Origin of the sequence: Flavobacterium luteolum, from assembly GCF_027111275.1 — a bacterium.
GTDB lineage: Bacteria > Bacteroidota > Bacteroidia > Flavobacteriales > Flavobacteriaceae > Flavobacterium > Flavobacterium luteolum.
On the sequence record NZ_CP114286.1, the window covers coordinates 3,895,473 to 3,916,002 of the forward strand.

The 20,530-nt window shown below is 34.7% G+C and carries 12 protein-coding genes; 5 read left to right on the forward strand and 7 right to left on the reverse strand.

What is annotated here, in order from left to right; translation table 11 throughout:
• The first annotated feature begins 185 nt into the window (after positions 1-185).
• Entirely contained in the window at positions 186-899 is a 714-nt protein-coding gene (locus OZP10_RS16715) for a hypothetical protein (RefSeq protein WP_281631894.1), read from the forward strand.
• A 161-nt stretch (positions 900-1,060) separates the two neighbouring features.
• On the opposite strand, the gene OZP10_RS16720 is transcribed toward OZP10_RS16715, so the two are convergent.
• Positions 1,061-1,588, reverse strand: coding sequence for a hypothetical protein (locus tag OZP10_RS16720; RefSeq protein WP_281631895.1), 528 nt, complete (start codon positions 1,586-1,588; stop codon positions 1,061-1,063).
• Positions 1,589-1,810: 222 nt separating this feature from the next.
• Here OZP10_RS16720 and guaA point away from each other — a divergent pair, with 222 nt between their 5' ends.
• From guaA to OZP10_RS16740, 4 genes are all read left to right on the forward strand, one after another.
• Positions 1,811-3,340 carry a glutamine-hydrolyzing GMP synthase gene (gene guaA, locus OZP10_RS16725; RefSeq protein ID WP_012024443.1) on the forward strand — a complete coding sequence of 510 codons (1,530 nt, stop codon included), beginning with the start codon at positions 1,811-1,813 and terminating at the stop codon, positions 3,338-3,340.
• A 63-nt stretch (positions 3,341-3,403) separates the two neighbouring features.
• The gene (locus tag OZP10_RS16730; protein ID WP_281631896.1) at positions 3,404-5,317 is read left to right on the forward strand and encodes a LysM peptidoglycan-binding domain-containing protein; all 1,914 of its coding nucleotides are present in this window, start codon (positions 3,404-3,406) and stop codon (positions 5,315-5,317) included.
• A 93-nt stretch (positions 5,318-5,410) separates the two neighbouring features.
• Positions 5,411-7,483 carry a PBP1 and LysM peptidoglycan-binding domain-containing protein gene (locus OZP10_RS16735; protein ID WP_281631897.1) on the forward strand — a complete coding sequence of 691 codons (2,073 nt, stop codon included), beginning with the start codon at positions 5,411-5,413 and terminating at the stop codon, positions 7,481-7,483.
• Entirely contained in the window at positions 7,483-7,884 is a 402-nt protein-coding gene (locus OZP10_RS16740) for an OsmC family protein (RefSeq protein ID WP_111378679.1), read from the forward strand. The genes OZP10_RS16735 and OZP10_RS16740 overlap by 1 nt, the downstream gene beginning before the upstream one ends.
• A 131-nt stretch (positions 7,885-8,015) precedes the next feature.
• Here the strand turns inward: OZP10_RS16740 and OZP10_RS16745 are convergent, their stop codons facing one another.
• The 6 genes from OZP10_RS16745 to OZP10_RS16770 form a co-directional block, all read right to left on the reverse strand.
• Positions 8,016-9,395, reverse strand: a complete 1,380-nt coding sequence (locus OZP10_RS16745) for a Gfo/Idh/MocA family protein (RefSeq protein WP_281631898.1) — start codon at positions 9,393-9,395, stop codon at positions 8,016-8,018.
• 97 nt (positions 9,396-9,492) lie between these two features.
• On the reverse strand, positions 9,493-11,676 hold the full coding sequence (locus tag OZP10_RS16750) for a M1 family metallopeptidase (RefSeq protein ID WP_281631899.1): 2,184 nt from the start codon (positions 11,674-11,676) through the stop codon (positions 9,493-9,495).
• 22 nt (positions 11,677-11,698) lie between these two features.
• Positions 11,699-14,794 (reverse strand): DUF5107 domain-containing protein, encoded by a 3,096-nt coding sequence (locus OZP10_RS16755; RefSeq protein ID WP_281631900.1) that lies wholly within the window; start codon positions 14,792-14,794, stop codon positions 11,699-11,701.
• 256 nt (positions 14,795-15,050) lie between these two features.
• A complete protein-coding gene (locus tag OZP10_RS16760) occupies positions 15,051-18,053 on the reverse strand; it encodes a glycoside hydrolase domain-containing protein (RefSeq protein WP_281631901.1) in 3,003 nt (1,000 codons plus the stop codon).
• Positions 18,054-18,090: 37 nt separating this feature from the next.
• Entirely contained in the window at positions 18,091-19,092 is a 1,002-nt protein-coding gene (locus tag OZP10_RS16765; RefSeq protein ID WP_281631902.1) for a c-type cytochrome, read from the reverse strand.
• Between the two features lie 12 nt (positions 19,093-19,104).
• Positions 19,105-20,511, reverse strand: coding sequence for an aryl-sulfate sulfotransferase (locus tag OZP10_RS16770; protein WP_281631903.1), 1,407 nt, complete (start codon positions 20,509-20,511; stop codon positions 19,105-19,107).
• Between the last annotated feature and the right edge of the window lie 19 nt (positions 20,512-20,530).

The following is a 20,530-nucleotide window of genomic DNA, read 5'->3' on the forward strand; positions in this document are numbered from 1 at the left end:
TGAAATTTGAAATTTATTTTTTTTGAAATAAAAAATTTTGGCAGGTTTTTTGATTCCAAAAATTAGCTTAATTTAATGTTATAAAACTCCTAAAGTTGTAGCAAGTAAGTAAATTATACTATTTTTGTGAAGCTGGACTTTTGATTTATATTAATTATAAAAGGCGATTCGATAATACTTTTTCAATGAAGCACATTTTATTTTTCATATTATTTTTTACTGCACTGTCTGTATCAGCCCAAATAGAGTCTAGTACTAAATTTAAAACTATTCCTGGAGGGAAATTTACTGCCAAGCCTAAAAAGACTCCAGTTCCTGAAGTCAAAGACCCGCAGGCAAATTTTAATGATATGCCAGCAATTAAAACTCCAAATGTTTTTGAAAATACGACTATAACTCCAAAATCAAAATTTCAGATTGGCGAAGAAAAAAGCAAATTTACCATGTCTACAGAAACCGATTTTGCTAATCCAGGCGATCGATATGTGGCAAAAATGGAGAAAGATTTAGATAAATCTTTAAAAGATGCCGGACTAAGAGAAGGTCGTGGAGTATTGGTAAAGAAAAATATTTCTTTAGGAGATTTTAGAACCAAATCGGAATTCTTTATTGTTAAGTTCCGAGATTTCGGAGCAATTGACGGTGATTTAGTAAAAGTTTCTTCAAATGACAACATAATTCGCGATAGAATTTTACTGGATTCTAATTTTCAGCAAGTAAAAATTAATCTTACACCAGGCTTTAATAAATTAGATTTCGAAGCCCTAAATATTGGAACATTAGGAGGAAATACAGCCGAAATTCAAGTCTATGATGATAAAGGCAATCTGGTAACAAATGATTATTGGGATAATCTAGCTGCAGGATTTAAGGCATCTATTATTGTTACGAAAGAGTGATTTTTTTAAGATGCTAAGACACTAAGGTTCTAAGATACTAAGTTTTTTTTCAGAAGCTTTAATACAAACAAAAAGGAGATTCTATTTTTAGAATCTCCTTTTTTTATACAATCTGATTAAAATCTCAGAATCTCAGAACCTTAGTGTCTTAGCATCTTAGACTAGAATGGATCGGCAGTCACCTTAAATTTCATTTCTGCTTTTACTGTAACATCTTTAGTTAAAGTTTCTTTTAATGTTACCTGTGTTCTTATTTTGTAACTATTTGCTTTAATGTATTCATCTAATCGTTTATCTGTACAAATCAAATCAACTGAATTGCTCGATACATTAATGTTGTCTGCATACGCTAATTCAATTTCTTCTGAATTTGCTGTTGAGATATACAAATGAACCGATTTTAGAAATGTGAAAGTTTTATCGGAAGGATCTGTAATCGAAAGTTTCAGCGATCTTAGCTTTACATCTTTTACTAGATTTGCTTTTGTTTTGTTGTTTTCAAATTCCGCAGATGAATTGGTTGTAACCTCGGGCGTAATAATCTCCGATGGCAAGTTAATTGGTGAAGTGCTTTGAATTTTAATCGAAGCATTGTTCGAAATAGTAAAAGTTAGCAAATCATCAACAGTGTCGCACGAACTAAAAAAGATGGACAAGAAAGCTGTCAGGGCAATAATTTTTGATTTCATAGTTAAATTTAATATCGGTTTTTCGTTAGATACGAATTTTTGGATTGTTTGGATTTTTTTTTGAGGTTCAAAGTTACAAAGGTTTAAAGGGAGCAAAGAAAAAAAACTTTGAACCTTTGCTACTCAGAACCTTTCAGTCTAAAAATCGGAACATTGAAAAAAAATATTTATTTTTTCAACGTTCCGATTTTTGAATTTCGAATATAAAAAGTACTTTTGCGCATGCAACACAACGTACTTATTTTAGATTTCGGGTCGCAATATACTCAGCTTATTGCGCGTAGAGTTCGCGAATTAAATATATTCTGCGAAATTTTTCCTTACAATCACATTCCAAGTGATTTATCAAGTTATAAAGCCGTAATTTTAGGAGGAAGCCCTTTCTCTGTTAGAGGAGAAGATGCACCGCATCCTGATTTATCGCAAATTAGAGGTAAAATGCCTTTACTTGCTGTTTGTTACGGAGCACAATATTTAGCACACTTTAGTGGTGGAGAAGTTGCTGCTTCAAACACAAGAGAATACGGAAGAGCAAACTTGTCTTATATTAAAGAAGGTGAAACTTTTTTTGAAGGAGTTTCAGAAAATAGCCAAGTTTGGATGAGCCATAGTGATAGTATCAAAGCGCTTCCAACAAATGCTGTAAAGCTTGCAAGCACACATGATGTAGAATATGCAGCTTACAAAATTGAAGGCGAAACTACTTATGCAATTCAATACCATCCAGAGGTTTACCATTCAACAGATGGAAAGAAAATGCTGGAAAACTTCTTAGTTAAAATTGCTGAAGTTCCTCAAAACTTTACTCCAAATGCTTTCGTTGATGAAATGGTAGCAGAATTAAAAGAGAAATTAGGAAACGATAAAGTAGTTCTTGGTTTATCTGGAGGAGTAGATTCTACTGTAGCAGCAGTTTTATTAAACAAAGCAATCGGACAGAATTTATATTGCATCTTCGTTAATAACGGTTTACTTCGTAAAAATGAATTCCAAAATGTATTAGATCAATACAAAGGAATGGGATTGAACGTAAAAGGTGTAGATGCTGGAGATCGTTTCCTTGGCGAATTAGCCGGAATTAGTGATCCAGAAACAAAACGTAAAACAATCGGTCGTGTATTTATCGAAGTTTTTGATGATGAATCACACTTGTTAGAAGACGTAAAATGGTTAGCGCAAGGAACTATTTACCCAGACGTTATCGAGTCTGTTTCGGTAAAAGGACCATCTGCAACAATTAAATCGCACCACAACGTTGGTGGATTGCCAGATTATATGAAATTAAAAATTGTAGAACCGCTTAGAATGCTTTTCAAAGATGAAGTAAGAAGAGTAGGAGCTACATTAGGAATAGATCCTGAATTGCTAGGAAGACACCCTTTCCCAGGACCGGGATTATCAATTAGAATTTTAGGAGATATTACTCCAGAGAAAGTACAGATTTTACAAGATGTAGATTCTGTATTTATCGAAGGATTAAAATCTTGGGGATTATACGATAAAGTTTGGCAGGCTGGAGCAATTTTGCTTCCTGTAAACAGTGTTGGTGTTATGGGTGATGAGCGTACTTACGAAAAAGTAGTAGCGCTTAGAGCTGTAGAATCAACTGACGGTATGACTGCTGACTGGGTTCATTTACCTTACGATTTCTTGATGAAAGTGTCAAATGACATCATCAATAAAGTAAAAGGCGTGAATCGTGTAGTTTACGATATTAGTTCAAAACCACCTGCAACAATTGAGTGGGAATAGTAGCATAATTTAAAATTAAGGTCTTACATTTGTAAGGCCTTAATTTTTTATAACCTACTATTTATGAGAGAACTTTTAACGATTTCTCTTGTGTTTATTTTGTCTTTTAACAAAATAACTGCACAAGATGCAATAATTGAACACAGAATTCAACAAGGAGAAACCGCTTTTTTCATTGCCCAAAAATACAAGGTTTCTGTAGACGAGATTTACAAACTCAACCCCGAATCGCAAAACGGAATCAAAGACAATCAGGTTTTAAAGATTCCAATTCACCACTCAGAAAACACAACTTCAAAGCAGCAAACCCATATTGTTGCGCCAAAAGAAACATTGTTTGGTTTGTCAAAGCAATATCATGTTTCAGTTGAAGCACTTCAGAATGCCAATCAGGAAATTTTGGCCAGCGGACTTCAAATCGGTCAAGAATTAATTATTCCTCAAAATTTAGAGTATTCTTCAAAACAAGAAAATGTTATTTCGTCTAAAACTTCTCATCAGGTTTTGGCTAAAGAATCGCTTTTTAGTATTGCAAGACAATACAATGTTTCGGTTGAAGATTTAGAAAACCTAAATAAAGATATTTTAATTAACGGATTGCAAATTGGACAGACGATTTCAATTCCAAACAAAAGAAAAACATTAGACGGAAGGGTTCGTGTTATTAATCAGGAAACGGTTTTTCATGTTGTTGAACCAAAAGAAACCAAATTTTCGATTGCAAAGAAATACGGCATTTCAATCGATCAATTAGAGTCTCAAAATCCCGAAATCGTAAACGGATTAATTGTCGGGAACAAATTGGCTATTAATACTACAGCAATAAAGCCTGCAAACGAGAGCGAAGAATTGATGTTGGCTTTAGCTGAAAAACAGGTTGTGGTTGAAAAAACAAAAGCGAAAACAGTAGAAATTGAAGATTTGAAAGACCGTTTGGTTGTTCAGAAAGAAATGAATCAGAAAATTATAAAAATTAATGATTTGAAAGTAAATCTGAATGATATGAATGGTTCTAAAGAAAACTCTGTTGAAAAATTGCGTCTGGTTTTAGAAGCCAATAAAAATGTTCAAGATGTTTTAATGGCAAAATTAGATTCGCTTGTCAGTTCAATGAACGACGATTTGAAGGAATTGAAGCGAATGGATTTTTTAAATGTTGAAGAATCAAAAAGATTAGAAAAACAATCTTCAGAAGGAATCAATAAAACCAATGAATTATCGTCTCAGCTGAAAAAAGAATTGGCTGAAAACAGAAAAGTTTATGCCGGATTGATGAACAAAGTAGAGAAAATTGCTGTTGAGGAAAATCAGGAGTATAAAAAGAAAATCCGCGAAAGCGAAAAAAAGGCAAATACAGAGCCTTTGCAACAGCGTTTATCTTTAGAAGAAATTAAACGCTATAAAGAAGACCAGCAAAAAGGAGATGAAAAAAATCAACTTTTGATTGCTAAAATTGATTCTTTGGATACTCAGAAAAAAATTGAAGTAAAAAGACACATCAGCAAAGCTGCTTATTATAGTATGGAAGCTAGAAAATTTGATGATAAACTGGCTTTGGTGAAATTAAAGAAATATCAAGACGAAGCGGTTAAAAAACAGAGGAAAAATAATACCGCTGAAAATTCAAAAATAATTTCATTAGAAGAAATGAAACAGGAATTGAAAGACAATCCTTTAAGAACAGATAAAACAGTAAAAGTAGAAGTTTATGATAATCTTAGAGAAGTTTCAAACGGGTATTACTTAGTTTTAGGTATATTTACAGACGCAGTTGACCGCGATAAGTTTATTATGAAACTCATTGATTCTGGTGCTTTTAATGCTAGTTTCTTTTTCAATATTAACAGTCTTTCGTACTATGTTTATACCGATAAGTATGAAAACATGGAAGAAGTGCTTTATAAATGCAAGAAAAAAGAAGAAGATGAGTTATATAAAGAAATCATAATTGCCAAAGTAGAAATCGACTTGAGGTAAATTTGATTGCAATAAACAAACGGCGCGAATTTTGCTTTTAGCAGAATTGAAACTTATTTTAGAATTAGAAATTAAATTGTTTTAAGCCTTATTATGAAATATTATTTAACATTATTATCCTTTGTATTCTTTATTAGTTCAAGTGCTTTTTCGCAGGAAAAGGTGGTTAAGTATAAAGTATCAAGCGGTGAGACTATTAATCAGATTGCACAGAAATTTAAAGTAACACCTTTTGATATTTATCAACTCAATCCTGACGCTCGAACAGGATTGGTGCCAAACTCTGTGCTTTTAATTCCAACAAAAACAGGGGAAGCAAAAAAAGAGGTTGTTGAAACTAAATCTGTAGCTTCAGGAAAAGAAATAATCCATGAAGTGCAGCCTAAAGAAACATTTTATAGCATTGAACACAAGTACGGAATTTCAGATGAAGCTTTAAAAGCGGCAAATCCGTTTTTAGAAAAAACAGGAGTTCAGATTGGACAGAAACTAGTTATTCCTGCAAAAGGAACAACTCCAAAAACAGCTGCCAAACCTACTAAAGAAAAAGGTGCTGAAAAATATGTTTACCATGATGTTCAGCCAAAAGAAACAAAATTTGGAATTGCAAAACAGTACAATATGACTGTTGATGAATTGGAAAAACGCAATCCGGATATTGTTTCAAGCCTGCCAGTTGGTTACAGATTAACCATAAAAGGAACCGCACCAAAAACGGATAGCATTCCAGCAGAAACAATAAAACCTGCTGAAAGTAAAAAACCTGCTGAAGCTTCTAAAAAAGCAGTTACTTACATGGATTATCAGGTAAAGCCAAAAGAAACTTTTTATAGTTTAGGAAGAGTTTTTCATTTAACACAAGATGAATTAGTAGCCTTAAATCCGTCACTTTCTGAAGGTGTAAAAGAAGGAATGGTTTTGAAAGTTCCTGCTGGATACATAGCTCCTGCGCCAATTATAGCAGCACAAGTTCCTACTGAAAAACCAGCTGATTCTTCAATAAGCAAACCAATGGAAACTACTGGGGGTGGAATTAAGATTGTCGATAAAGTAAAATCTACAGAAAACGAAAATGCAGAAATTGTAGAATTAACCAAAAAAAGAGGGATTAACGAGCGTAAAAAAGTAGTTTTATTGCTTCCTTTTAATATGGCAAAAGTACAAAGCGATACGTCTGGAACGGCTAATAGAATTAAAAACGATAAGTTCTTAAATATGACTCTAGATTTTTATTCTGGAGCTTTGATGGCGATTGATTCTGCAAAAACATTGAAACTGCCAATTGATGTTGCTATTTACGATTCTCAAGAAACTAAAACAACTTCTAATGTTGTAGGTTTAACTCCGAAACTTCAAGATGCAGATGCTGTAATTGGGCCATTTTACCAAAGTAACGCAGAAACGACAGCAAACATGTTGCGTTCGTATAATGTTCCTGTAATTTCGCCTTTATCAAAAGATAGTGCCAATCCGATTGACAATTTATACCAAACAATACCTTCAAATGATGTGATTAGAAATTCGGTTTTTGATTATATGCGTTCTAAAAACGGTAATATTGTTGCGGTAGTAGACAAGAAAAAAGAATCGGTTATCAATTATATCAAACAAAATCAAAAAGGGGTGGCATTTGCTTCTTTGACTGAGACTGGCGGACTGGATGTCGCTAATCTAAAAAGTTTGTTGCTGCCAAATCGAATGAATTATGTTGTAATGGAAACAGGTAATACGGCAATGGTTAAAGCAACAATAAAAGCTCTACTTGATTCTCAGAAAACATGTCAGGTGCAATTGGTGATTTTGGAACCAAATAGCACATTAGATACAGATGAAATTAGTTTTGATAATTTGGTAAAACTGAAATTAATGTATCCATCTGTTACTCGAGAGAGCGACGAACAGCCAGTTTTAATTTATGAAAAGCAGTATCGTCTGAAAAACAAAGCTAATCCAACGACTTATGCAACGAGAGGTTTTGATGTGACATTTGACACTATGATGCGTTTGATGCAGGGAAAAACATTTCAGGAAACAGCTGACTTGATGACGACTCAGCAAGTAGATAATAAATTTCAATATTATAGAAAAGAAGATGGCGGACACGCTAATAAAGGCGTTTACATCTTATATTATGATAGTGACTTAACTTTAAAAGTAGCAAATTAATGACATCAAAAGTAACCTATTTAGGAGATTTAAGAACAAGTTCAATTCACGTGCAATCAGGAAGCGAAATCATTTCTGACGCACCAGTAGATAATAACGGAAAAGGAGAAGCATTTTCTCCCACAGATACTGTAGCAAACGCATTAGCAAGTTGCATGATGACAATTATGGGAATCAAAGCTCGTGATTTAGAAGTTGATTTTGTTGGTTCAACAGCAGAAGTAACTAAAATTATGAATGCAGAACCTAGAAGAATTGGAGCAATCGAAATTGTATTTCAAATGAAAAGCAACGCTGACGAAAAAAGCAAAACTATTTTAGAACGTGCTGCAATGACTTGTCCAGTTTTTCTAAGTTTAAGCAGTGAAATCGAAAAGAAAATTACGTTCAACTGGAATTAATTTTTTATCAAAAATAAAAGAAGCCATCTGAGAAAATCAGGTGGCTTTTTTGTTTTACGAATTGTCTAAAACAGACAAGAGAGCAACATCTACTTTGCTCTCTTGTCCCCACTTTAACTAACCAATAATATTTATTCTGAAAACTCTAATTTTTTAAGTTTGTTCCAGCCTCCGCGAGTAAAATCTGGGATTTCAACAGGTGCTGAATTATGGTCTAATGAAATTTCAGTTAATGGGCCAAGGCAAGACCATTCGGCTAAATCGTAAACGTCCATGTCAAGCGGAAGTCCTTTTTGAAGGCAGTGAATTAAACGATAATCCATAATAAAATCCATTCCGCCGTGACCGCCTACTTTTTTGGCTTGTTCTTCAATTCCTTTGGCAATTGGGTGTTTGTATTTTTCCATCAATGCTTTTTTCACTTCTTCTGGAACAAAAGAATGAGCACTTAATTTTTCGTGATTTGGTTTTACGTCATCACCTAATTCTTTTCCATCCAAAGCATAACCTTCTAATGGATATTTGTTGGCAAATCCTTTTGTACCGCTCAACTGATACATTCTGCTGTAGGGACGAGGAGAAGTCACATCATGCTGAATTTGGATTGTTTTTCCGTTTTCAGTACGAATCATTGTCATCGTGTGATCTCCATTTCTAAAATCTTTAATTTCCTGTCCTGATTTTTCTTTAATGTAAGCAGGATTTCCCACGGCTTTTGTATCCATAGAAACTAAGAAATTCATTTTGTCACCACGGTGAATATTTAGTGCCTGACACGCAGGCCCCATACCGTGTGTCGCATAAACATCACCGCGGTGTTTGATGTTGTAATCCATTCTCCAGTTGTTCCAGTATTCTCCCCAAAAAGGCTGTAAACCATGAATATAAGAACCTTCTGCATGTAAAATTTCGCCAAAAACACCTTGTTGTGCCATGTTTAATGTTGTTAATTCGAAGAAATCGTAAACGCAGTTTTCCAATTGCATACAATGTTTTCTCGTTTTTTCCGAAGTGTCGATCAGTTCCCAGATTTCTTTCATAGTTAAAGCGCCAGGAACTTCTATTGCAACGTGTTTTCCATCTTTCATAGCCTGAACTCCAATTATAGCATGATGTTTCCAATCTGTGGCAATATATACTAAATCTACGTTTGGCAAGGCCGTTACTTTTCTCCAAGCATTTTCGTCACCGTAGAATTCTTGTGCTTTTGGAAAACCTGCTTTCGTTAAAATCTCATTTGATTTTGCAGTATTTTCTTGAGTCATGTCGCACAACGCTACAATTTCTACACCCGGAATATGTGTCATACGTTCTACCGCGCCAGGTCCACGCATTCCAAGTCCGATGAAAGCAACACGAACGGTTGGAATTGGATCTGCGGCCATTCTCAATACATCTTGCTGTCCTTTGGCACGTGCAGGAGTTTTAGTCTTAATCATTTGTGCAGAGGCAATTGTCCATCCGAACAAAAGAAAAAGGATTGTTATAGGTTTTAAGAAAGTGATTTTCATGAGTGATTATTGTTAGATAATTTTTTAAAATAACCTCTCTAATGAACCAAATTAGAGAGGTTTTCAAAAACAAAACAGATTCTAAGAATTCCTATAATTATTTTTGACTACTAAATCTTTTCATTAAAGGCGTTACATGTTTTTTGGTATCGTCATCTAATGAAGCCAATGCTTTATCTGCTTCGGCTGGTGCGTATTTTGTTAATCCCGCTAATCCTGCTGCAATTACGTTGTATGATTGTTCTTTAAGGCTTTCGTCCATCAATGCTTTATAAGAAGCATCTCCTGTTGAAGCTAATTTTACAATAGCATTTGCTCTTGCAATAGTTTTTTTGTCATTTTTAGCAATATCAAGAAGCGTTTTTAAAACCTGATCTTTGTTTTGTTTTTCATTTAAATCAATTGCTTTGATACTCAATACTCTTAAATCTTCTTGAGGATCTTTTAAGCCTTCTAGTAAAATAAGCTGGGATTCCTGACTTCTATCTTTTGAAGCAAATTTTATAGCTTCAATTCGGTTATAATACGATGGTGCATTTTTATATTGATAAAGATAATCAGCAGCCGTTTTTTTATCGACATTCATTTCTCCAACTAAGATTTTATCTGGATCTAAATCAATAAATTCAGGTTTTGAAGGAAGATCAAAACTGAAACTTTGTTGTCTTTTATCAATTAAAATATCCTTTCTGATTTTAGTTCCGTTTACGTAAAAATCAACTTTTAAAGGTAGTGTAAAGGTTTGCACCGAACTATCTTGCGATTGACTTATTGTAATGGTAACTTTTCCATTAGCGTATTTATAAGTCACATCCAGAATCGGACTTCCAGCATTATAATACCATTGATCGAAATATGGCAACCAGTCTTTTCCAGTCACTTCTTCCATCGATAAACGCAACTGATGCGGTTCGCCAGATTTATATGCATTTGTAGTCAAATAATGATTTAGACCTTTAAAAAAGGCTTCATCACCCATTTGATTTTTCATGGCATATAAAATAATTGAACCTTTAGAATAGCTGATATTATCAAACATATCATCTGCGTTTCTGTAATGAAAACGTGCTAAAATAGGGCTGTCACCATTTTTTTGAGAACGTAAATAATTCTGCAATTTTTCATAACGAGATCTGTCTTCACCATCTTGTCCGGCATCGTGTCCGTGCCAAAGCACTTCTCCAAAAGTGGCAAACGATTCATTCATGGTTAAGTTTGACCAAGATTCAGCCGTTACATAATCGCCAAACCATTGGTGAAAAAGCTCGTGAGCAATGGTGCTTTCTTGATTATCATCTAATAATTCTCGTTCTGTTTTCTGAACATATTCGCCATGAACAGTTGCAGAAGTATTTTCCATCGCACCTCCAAAATAGTCTTTCACCACAATTTGCGAATATTTTGCCCAAGGATATTCTACACCAAGCATTTTGCTGTAAAAATTCATCATATCTGGCGTTTTATAAAAAATCTGTTTGGCATATGGTGCATATTTAGGTTCTAAATAATAGCTGACTTCTTTACCGTTATAAGAATCTTTATAGATTTTAAAATCACCAACGGCCATCATAAACAAATAAGGCGCATTTGGCTGTTCCATTTTCCAGATATCAGTTCTTGTCCCGTCTTTATTTACTTTTTGGGAGGTTAATTTACCGTTTGAAAGTGTCGTATATTTTGCCTCAACAGTCATCGCAATTTCAGAAGTTGTTTTCTGATTTGGTTTGTCAATTGTTGGGAACCAGCAAGAAGAAGCTTCTGTTTCGCCTTGTGTCCATATTTGTGTTGGTTTGTCACCTTTTCCGTCAGGATTAATAAAATACAATCCGTTTGAGTTGGTAATCGATTCGCCTGCTTTACTTTTCAGTTCTGCTGGTTTTGCAGTATAATTAATGAAAATCGTATACTTTTCTGTGCTTTTGTATTTTCTGTTTAAAGCGATTGAAAGTTCTTCGTTATCGTATTTGTATTGCAACGGAATGCTTTTTTTACCGTCAATAATGGCGATTTCTTTGAAATCCATTCCTTTTGCATCCAACTTAAGCGAATCAGTTGCATAGAAATGAGGTTTTAAAGTAATCCATTCCTTTCCGTACAAATAACGTTTTCCGTAATCGAAAGAAACTTCCAGTTTGGTATGAATTAAATCGTGTGTTTTTAATGGAGTAGCGCGGTAAATAGATAATTCATCAACCTTTTCTGCTTTGTTTTGTGCCTCAATTTTTGGACTCATCAAAACGACAAGACCTAAAAAAGTATATTTTAAAAAATGGTTTTTCATTTTTATTTTTTTTGAAAGTTCTTTACAATTTTTCGATAATTCTAACTTCGCCGTCTTTTTCATCTTCACTCAAAATATTCGATGGTTTTTTCGTGTAAGACAATAAAGTCCACTGCACTATTTTATTTGCTGGATATAAATCTGCCTGAGTTTTAATCCATTTTTCTGCCTCTTGTGAAGAAGACGTTTTCTCAATTGCCCAAGCCGAAACAAGGTTGTTCGCCGGAAGGAAATTCATAACCGTATTATCCACTACAGGACGGAAAGCGACAATTTTATCTAAAGATTTAGAAGCCATTTCTTTATTTCCAAGACTGTTGTAGCATTGATAATCCAGCCAGTTTTCTAGTCTTTCATCTATGTTTTCGTCATACGGTTTTCCAACGCCTAAATTCTCTGGAAACAATTTGGCATCTGAAATAAATTGTAATGCTTTTTTGTATTGCTTGTTTTTGATTTCTGCTAAAGCCTGCATCAATTTAGCTTCGTGATACAATTGTCTTCCTGCTGTTGCGCCTTCAAACGGAAGGATTTGCAATTTGGTCAAGAACGAATCGGCTTCGCGGTATTTTTTATTTAGCAATAAAGTTTTAGCATACAGCATTCCAATCAAATAATTGTCTTGATGTTTTTTATAGAAAGATTCAGCCGTTGTAAGCGCTTTATCAAATTGTTTTTGAGCGATATAATGTTCCGCAAGCATTTTATGGTATCTCCAGCCTTGCGGATCCAATTTTATAGCTTGCTGAAGACTTGCCAATACTATTGAAGCATCGTCTTTAAACAAAGAAGCTTTTGCGCCATAAAAAGCTGGATCGATTGGTTTTGCACCGCATTCTGAAAACAATCTTTTAGCTTCTGAAATACTGTTACGATTCCATTCAATTAATCCTAAATGATATTTTAATTGGTATTGATCATTTGTTTTAATTAATGATTTTAAAATTTCAGCAGTTTCATTTCTAAAAGGGAAACTAGTTCCAGGTTTGATTTTGCTTACATCAACAGGTTTGTTTTCTAAAAAGGCTTTCCAATAAATAATTTCAGCACTTGGTTCTGCAATAGAAAACACTTTTAAAGCTTCTTCTTTACGACTTATATTATTATACCAGATTCCTAATTCAAGAAAAGTTTGTTCTGGCATTTCGTTTTGAATGGCAGCGACAAATGCATTTTTTGAATCGTTTGAATTGTTCGAAAGGTATTTTTCAAAATCAGCAAAATGATTCAGCGGATCCAATTTTGTAATGGTTTTTAAAACTGAATTTGCTTTATCGGAATTATTTTGAAGACGATATAAAACCGCTAAAACCTGTAAACCTTCTATGTTGTATTGATTGAATATCAAGCTTTTTTCAGCATATTCAACCGCTTTTGAAAGATCGTTTTCGGCCAAATAAATTTTGCTTAAAGCAGTATAAGCTGGACTGCGAAATTCGACACTTGCAGCCGCAATGTCAAAACCATCTTTTGCATCGGTATTATTTCCTAAATGGAAATTAGCCAAAGCATAAAAATAATTACCCGCAGGATCATAAGTGTCTATCGATAAAGCTTTACTTGCCGAATTTACAGCCGCTTTGTAATCTAATTTTCTGATTTGCAAAGAAGCCAATGCAGAAAGAGCAGGAGCGTAGTTAGCATCTAATTTTATACAGGCATTTAGTTTTTCTTCGGCAAGTACATAATCTTTAAAACTGATGTAATTTTTCCCCTGCAAATACAATCCATAAACCGAATTATGATCAAAATCTTTTGGAATTTCTACAGGGCGATTGATGTTTCCATCTTCTGGAGCAGAATTCCAAACCAATTTATTGCCGCCCAAAACAAATTTCAATTTATTAGAATCAACTTTTATTTGAATTGAATCTTTAAAAGTTTGCATCGTATTCAGTGCAATATCTTTAGAATATACTTTTTTGTCATTTTCAAAAACTTCAATTTTTTCGTTTAATTTTTGAAGCGGAGAAAAATAGATTTTCAGCCAGCCGTTTTCGTTTTTGATATTTACAGAACCATAATTATTCGCTTTCACAAAACCTTTTGTCTGTTTTACAGGAAACCAATATTCTGTCCAGGTATCGGTTTGATATGGTGCGAATGAACGCTGTTTGAAAGGTGTAAGATTACTGCCTTCGCTCGCCTGATTAAACAATCTACCGCTTTGCACTTCTACATATTGTCCGTCAGTATCGGTTAATAATTTTTCCCAAATCATTCCTTGTTGCGACAATCCCCAAATCCAGATTTTTTTGCCCGGTTTATCGTCGTGATTGCCGTATCTTCCCATTCCGAAATCTTCGTCATGGTAATATCCGCCAAAGAAATCATCGTATTTCCCGAAAACATGATACGATTTGTAACCGCCAAAATTGTTGTTTTTGTAGAAAGATAAATCTTTGCCGTTTTCTTTGTCAATTGGCCATGCATGGTAATCTCCGTTATGACCAATATAAGTTTGTCCTGGATAAATAAACTGCAGATTTTCGGCCGCTTTAATTCCCGTATTCATCCAAGTATAGTAAGGCTGTTCGAATTCGGTTGTGTTAGACCAAAACGAATTTGTGGTAAAATACGCTTTATCTTTTGGCAGATTGATGTCTAATTTCCAAGAAGTTCTTGTCAATAAATCTAAAACCCCAATAACGCAGCTGATGCTTCCGTCTTCTCGGTTTATGATTTTATAATCGACGGGAGTTGCGCAGTTTGGCGTATGGCCTATAATTCCGTAATTGCCTTCAACACCGCCGCTTGTCCACGGTCCGCGCATGGCAATGTCTCTAAATTTTACCACATGATTGTTGTAAACGATGTCTTTTCCTGTAGATTTTTCTATAGCCGACCAGACTTTTCCACCAATTTCTGGTAGAATCATCAGTTTGATATAATCGTTTTCAATTTCGATTACTTTCCATTCTTTCTGAATCGGTTTATCGGTAAAACCATCAAAACGGAAATACGGATAAAACTTGGTATCTGGTTTCGGAATCGGATCAGGATCTGAGAACGGATATGTTGTAAATACTTTTTTGTATTCTTTTATAGTGGGTTTGTTTTGTGCTGAGACAAAAAGGCTTCCAAGGAGTAAAAAGGATAGTAGTGGTCTAAATTTCATGGTGGAGAGCTAGTTTTTGTGGTTGTTTTTTTGCCACAGATTACACAGATTAAAATGATTTTTTTTAATCTGTGTGGACAAATTAATCTGTGTTAATCTGTGAAATCTGTGGCATTATTTTTTTAAGCTTTTTTGTCATTTCGACGAAGGAGAAATCTTCGTGAGAAACTCCGCAAAGTATATCGTCAATCTTTGTCGATCTACTAGTGTGATTCCTCGTTCCTCGGAATGACAAATAAAATGCTGTAATTGTTGATTACTTCACAATCAATAACCATCCTTTTCCTTTAGGAACAGTTATTTCGTCTTTTGCTGTGAACGTTTTTGCAGGTTGGAAATTGGTAACTTCTGGAGCAGTAATAGTTGCTTTTGAAGGATTGATTCCTAGCTTTTTCCAGTCGATATTTAGTTTCACATTTACATCAGCATCTGCCCAACTTGCGATTGAAATTAAAGCCGTTCCATTCTTTTTGTAAACTGTTGCAAGAACTTTGTCGTTGTTTGTTTTTACAGGACAGTTTTCGCTCCAATATCCAATCATTTCAGAGCCTTTAATTCCGAAAGAATCCCAAACTTTCCAGATGTTTCTTGGGTCAGCACCGTCGCTCCAAGGCAATCTGTTTGTCATTCCGTAAACCATTCCTCTCCAAGGATTTCCACCATCTTGAAGCATTTCTCCCATTAATCCAAACGGAATTCCGCTTACTTCTGTCAAGAAAAAGTCAGGCTGATTTTTTTCATAATCAAAATATTCTCCAAACCATAATTTATTGATGTACGGGAAGTGCTCCATGTATAAGTTGGCACTGTTATTAAATCCGTCGCTTTTGTTGTATTGGTTCGCACTATGCAAATCGATAATTCCAGGGTGACCATCTTTAGTTAAAACTCTTTTGATGCGTTTCATCGTGATTCTATCAAAAGCAACATCATCTAGATAAATTCCGTCAATACCAACATTTTGAGTCAGCCAGTTCATTCCTTCAACATAATAATTATGCCAACGGTTCATACCGCTGTTTACAATCGCAGCATCTTTAATTTCAGGAACAAACCAAGCAGCGATATAATCGTCTCCAACATGCTCTTGCAACCAAGAGAATCCGCCACCTTTTCCTGGAGAATAGATTTCGTGACCTAAACTTCTTAAAGCGAAAGTCTCATAAGCCTTGTTAGAAACCTCTCTAACTGTGTTGTAGATTTTTACTTTTAATCCTTTTTCGTGTGCTTCATCGATATACGTTTTCATCTTTTTAAATTCGATAAAAGGATAATTGATATACGGATTGATTGCATTTGCGTGGTGAATATTAATTACCGTTGCTCCAGTTTTAGCAATAGAATCGATTGGGCTGTATTTGTGGTAAAACTTTGTATCCCATTGAAAATCGGTATTTATGGTATGGAAAGGTGTAATCAATAAGTTGAAGTTATAGTACAAAACATCGCCTTTTTTCATTGTTCTAGCACCGCTGTACGCATTTACTAGAACCGATTTTTGGTTTGGCGCAATTGTAATACCGCCCTTATTTTCGTTACCCCATGAAGTAGGCAGTAATAAAGGTTTTTGTAAATAGAAATTAGTATTTAAAGGGCGGCTATATTTTTCATCTCTTAAAGAAAATTGCAATCCAGAATTTACAGCTCCAATCCAAGCGCCGTCTTGGTTTTTATGCGCTACATCCCATTTCCAGTCAAAAGTTGCAGGACGATCGCCTCCTTTTTGACCTAATCCCATCATGTATTTTGCAGATGTTGGCTGCATTGGCATTTGGAAATTAATGTCATTAAAGGCAACATCTTCAAGAGCTGTGACTTTCACGATATAATGTACGAAACCATCAAATTCAACAGATGCGTTAACATCCATTTGAACCGATTTTGAAGTCGAAGTGCTTTCCCAAGAAACCGTTCCAGCTTCTTTTTTAGTGAATTTTACACCACTGTTTTTCCATTGCACTTCTTTTCCTGATGCATCAACAAAATGAAAATCGATTGGTGAGCTTAAAACGTCATTTGCTTTTGCTGTTACAGAAGTCATTTCTGGAGTAAAGAAAGTCTGGATTTGGGCAGGGAATCCGTTTGGTGCTAAGATCAGTTTTCTACCTAATAAAGCAATTTCAGAATTGTTTACTGTTAATGGAGTATAAGGAGCAATAACCGTATTTTCTTGCGCTAAAGTTGAGTTTAACCATTTTAGACGCGTCATTTTTTCTGGACTGTCGATGCCTCCGTTTTTCGTTACTTGGTTAGAAACCGTAATTTGAAGATTGATTTCTTTTGATTTTCCATCAGCAATAACAGTTGCTTTTCCGTTGTACGTTCCAGCAGCAGCTGTTTGCGGAACATCGATACCGCACCACATTGCCTGAATTTTTCCTTTTGAAACAGAAACAGTATTGGTGAAAGGATTACCGTCATATTTCGTTCCGTCAGTATTGATACAGCTGATATCTTTCGCTTCGATTGTTGCGCCAGTTGTACTAACTAGATTGGTAAAAGTTACTTTTATGTTTTTTAAATCTTCAAGAGCATAAACTCCCAATTGAAAAGCTAAATATTCACCTTTCATTGCCGTATAAGAAAAGCTGTTTTGAACGCCTTTCTGAATCCATCTTTGTGGCAAATCTGATTTTAATTTGATAGAATGTTCTCTGTCTTCTGGGAAAACTAAGAAAGAATTTCCGCTGTTTTTTGCCACAAGAGCCGAAGTTTCGGCAGCTGTAGCAATTACTTCCATCGGGTAAAAACTATTGAAAGCATTCACGCTCTGAATTTCTGTTACAGCCGCATTGTCTTTTAAGTTTGCTTTTACGTTAGAAAGCCATTTTGCATCGGCTTTGTCTTCAGGTTTCTGATAAATTCCTTTTGGATAATTTGCAGTTCCTTCATCAACATAAGGCATATAATAAACGTAGTATGTTCCTTTTCCCGAAATTGGTTCAAAGAAAATAGTTCCGTTTTCTCTATTGATGTTTTCGGTTTTTATATTCTGAATTTCTTTTCCAGACGCATCCTGAACGATAATTTTTTTAAGTTCTGGATTAGTGTCTCTTCTTCGCCATTCGATAGTTGTTTTAGCAACATTTCCTGAACCAGAAAAAGCAACTACAGCACGGTGATTCCCTAATTTATTCGGATTCCAGCTGTCATTTCCGTCTGAATATTTAATTTGTGCAGTTAGAGGAATGCTGATCGTGATAAAACACATTATCAATATTCTGCTTAAAAGCGTTGTGTTGTTTAGGTTTAGTTTCATTGTATTGTATAATCAGGTTAAATAGTATATTTTGATTTTAGTAAACGGCTTTCCATCCTTGTTTTTTCCAATAAGCTATAATAGGTTTATAAGGGCCGTATTTATGCTGTTCTTCAGAGAAATTATCATTAAACGGACTGTGTGCATAATCGATTGGTTTGCCCATTTTATCAGGATAATCCAATGTTTTTGGGTTTGGTCTTGAATGTTGAGAATCGTCATTTACATAAGCCGCAATGTCAAGTGCTTCTTTGTCTGTAAGATACGGTTTTCCTAGTTGAACTTTATCATAAGGCATATTGCTTTTTAACCATTGCGCCTGTTTGATTACGCGGTGCATGCTTGATCCTGGCTGATAACCGTATTGTCCCCAAAGTGGAGGATAAGTATAGCCTGATTTATCTGCATTGTAAACTCCCTCTCCATTATTTCCGTGGCATCTCGCGCAGTTTTCAGCAAATAAAACTTTTCCTCTTTCTGGGCTTGCAGCAACATCTGGAAATGCGATTTCTAAATTTTTGGCTCCTTTAAATTTACCGTCTTTTGGAACAAATTTACTGATCCATTTAAAGTACGATAAAAACGCCACCATTTCTTTGCTGTCCAGCGGAAGCGGTTTTCCAGAATGCGGACGCATAATGCAGTTATTAACTCTTTCTGCTAAAGTAAGGACTTTGTTTTCGCGTCCGCGATATTGTGGATAATTGTCATGTGAAGACATTAAATTGAATGCATGAGGTTTTGTTCCTGCATCTTGATGACAATTGGTGCAGTTCATTTTATTACCTAAATATTGTCCGTTTTTTCCATTCGGACCAATGTAATAGGCGGTTTTCATCATTAATTCTCTTCCGTAACGAACCGATTCTCCAAATTGATCATCAGGAATTTGAGAAGTATCAATTGTGATGTAACCTTCATCTTCTTCTCCTTCTTCGGTTGATTTTGAAGCCAAAGTTTGAGAATTGGTTTTGGTGCAGGAATTGAAAACAGCCATTGATAATGCTGAAAAAAGTCCGATAAGAATTGTTTTTTTCATGGTTACTATTTTTTAATTTAGAAGAAAAGGTTTTAGTTTTTCTTCAGGAATAAAGATGGTTCTGTATGGCGGAATTTCAGATTCTAAAGCCCATAGCAAAACACCTTTTTTATTGGTTAAAACGGTAATATGTCTTTTTGAACAACAAACCAAAAAGAGGTCTTTATTGATCATATAAGCACTTCCCATTCTATCGTTGTATATATCTTTTGGTAATTTGATATGAAAATCAAGTTTTACATCATTATTTTTTTCATCCACTTTTAAGGCAAAAACAGAAGATTGTTTGATGTTGACTCCATTATCAAAAAACAATAAACTTCCTTCTTGATCAATATGTGCGGCATGTGCCTGAGAGAAATTAGTGGCTGGAGCCATTTTCATTGTGCCTCCTTTTCCTAATTTCCAGATTACTTTTCCAGTTTTAGAATTGATTTTCCAAATCTGACCATTGTTGTAGAAAGAAATTAAAAAGTTTCCATCTGTATCGTAGCTCAAACTGTTGGCATGCGTCCAATCCTTTTTGGTTTTTAGTAAATCCTTATCTTTAAACGGATCTAAATCATCAAAAACACTCCATTTCCAAAGCTGTTTTCCTTTTTTATTTAAGATTATAATTCCGTCTCCGTTGATGGTATCTTGTTTTTTTCCTCCGATAGAAGTCAAATCGATTATTTTTTGCTCAACAGTTAAAGCGACAATTTCGTCAGCCGATTTTTTTATGATTTCATGATGAAGAACCTGCTTCAAATCGCCTTGTCCTTTTTTGATATGAGTTAAAGTATCGCCTTGAAGGTTAATTTCTAAAATCTCACTTCCATAACTTGTTGGTTCATCATTTGTACCCAAAATAGAAAGAATCGTTTGGTCTTTTGTAAAATGAGTTACTTTAAATCCAGTTCCTTCGAGCGTATGGTACCATCTTAGATTTCCTTTGTAATCAACAATATAAGCAGTTCCCGGAGTTTCTCTTTTCGCTAAAAGTAAAAATCCTTTTTTGAAATTTTCAGGAAGCAATTCTGGTTTCGGACAATTGGCTTTGAATTGTTTCTGTAGCCATTCTGGAAGTTTTCTCGATTTGAAAGTATAAACTTTGCTGGTTTGTTTATTGCCTCCTTGAACCGTAATTAATTGAAAACTATAATTGGTTTCTGGAATAATGTTGCAAAGTACCAACGAATGTTTAAGACCAGATTTTGAAATAGGAGAGGTTATTTTATGTTCTATTCCTTTTTTGTCAGACCAATATTCTGCATATACCTGAGCTTGGTCATTCGTAGTAACATCGATCTGAATTTTCAGTTCGTTGTTGCCATGAGTGCCAATATTGATATTGGAGATAATTTGGTTGTTAGAACAACTTGCCAATGCAAGCAGGACTAAAATAAAACTTCCGTATTGTATTAATTTTTTAATCATCTGAAAAGCTTCTTTTGTG

Bases quoted from the DNA above. Each gene is read 5' to 3' on its own strand.
- OZP10_RS16715 (WP_281631894.1), top strand. From the start codon at position 186: ATGAAGCACATTTTATTTTTCATATTATTTTTTACTGCACTGTCTGTA.
- OZP10_RS16720 (WP_281631895.1), bottom strand. From the start codon at position 1,588: ATGAAATCAAAAATTATTGCCCTGACAGCTTTCTTGTCCATCTTTTTT.
- guaA (WP_012024443.1), top strand. From the start codon at position 1,811: ATGCAACACAACGTACTTATTTTAGATTTCGGGTCGCAATATACTCAG.
- OZP10_RS16730 (WP_281631896.1), top strand. From the start codon at position 3,404: ATGAGAGAACTTTTAACGATTTCTCTTGTGTTTATTTTGTCTTTTAAC.
- OZP10_RS16735 (WP_281631897.1), top strand. From the start codon at position 5,411: ATGAAATATTATTTAACATTATTATCCTTTGTATTCTTTATTAGTTCA.
- OZP10_RS16740 (WP_111378679.1), top strand. From the start codon at position 7,483: ATGACATCAAAAGTAACCTATTTAGGAGATTTAAGAACAAGTTCAATT.
- OZP10_RS16745 (WP_281631898.1), bottom strand. From the start codon at position 9,395: ATGAAAATCACTTTCTTAAAACCTATAACAATCCTTTTTCTTTTGTTC.
- OZP10_RS16750 (WP_281631899.1), bottom strand. From the start codon at position 11,676: ATGAAAAACCATTTTTTAAAATATACTTTTTTAGGTCTTGTCGTTTTG.
- OZP10_RS16755 (WP_281631900.1), bottom strand. From the start codon at position 14,794: ATGAAATTTAGACCACTACTATCCTTTTTACTCCTTGGAAGCCTTTTT.
- OZP10_RS16760 (WP_281631901.1), bottom strand. From the start codon at position 18,053: ATGAAACTAAACCTAAACAACACAACGCTTTTAAGCAGAATATTGATA.
- OZP10_RS16765 (WP_281631902.1), bottom strand. From the start codon at position 19,092: ATGAAAAAAACAATTCTTATCGGACTTTTTTCAGCATTATCAATGGCT.
- OZP10_RS16770 (WP_281631903.1), bottom strand. From the start codon at position 20,511: ATGATTAAAAAATTAATACAATACGGAAGTTTTATTTTAGTCCTGCTT.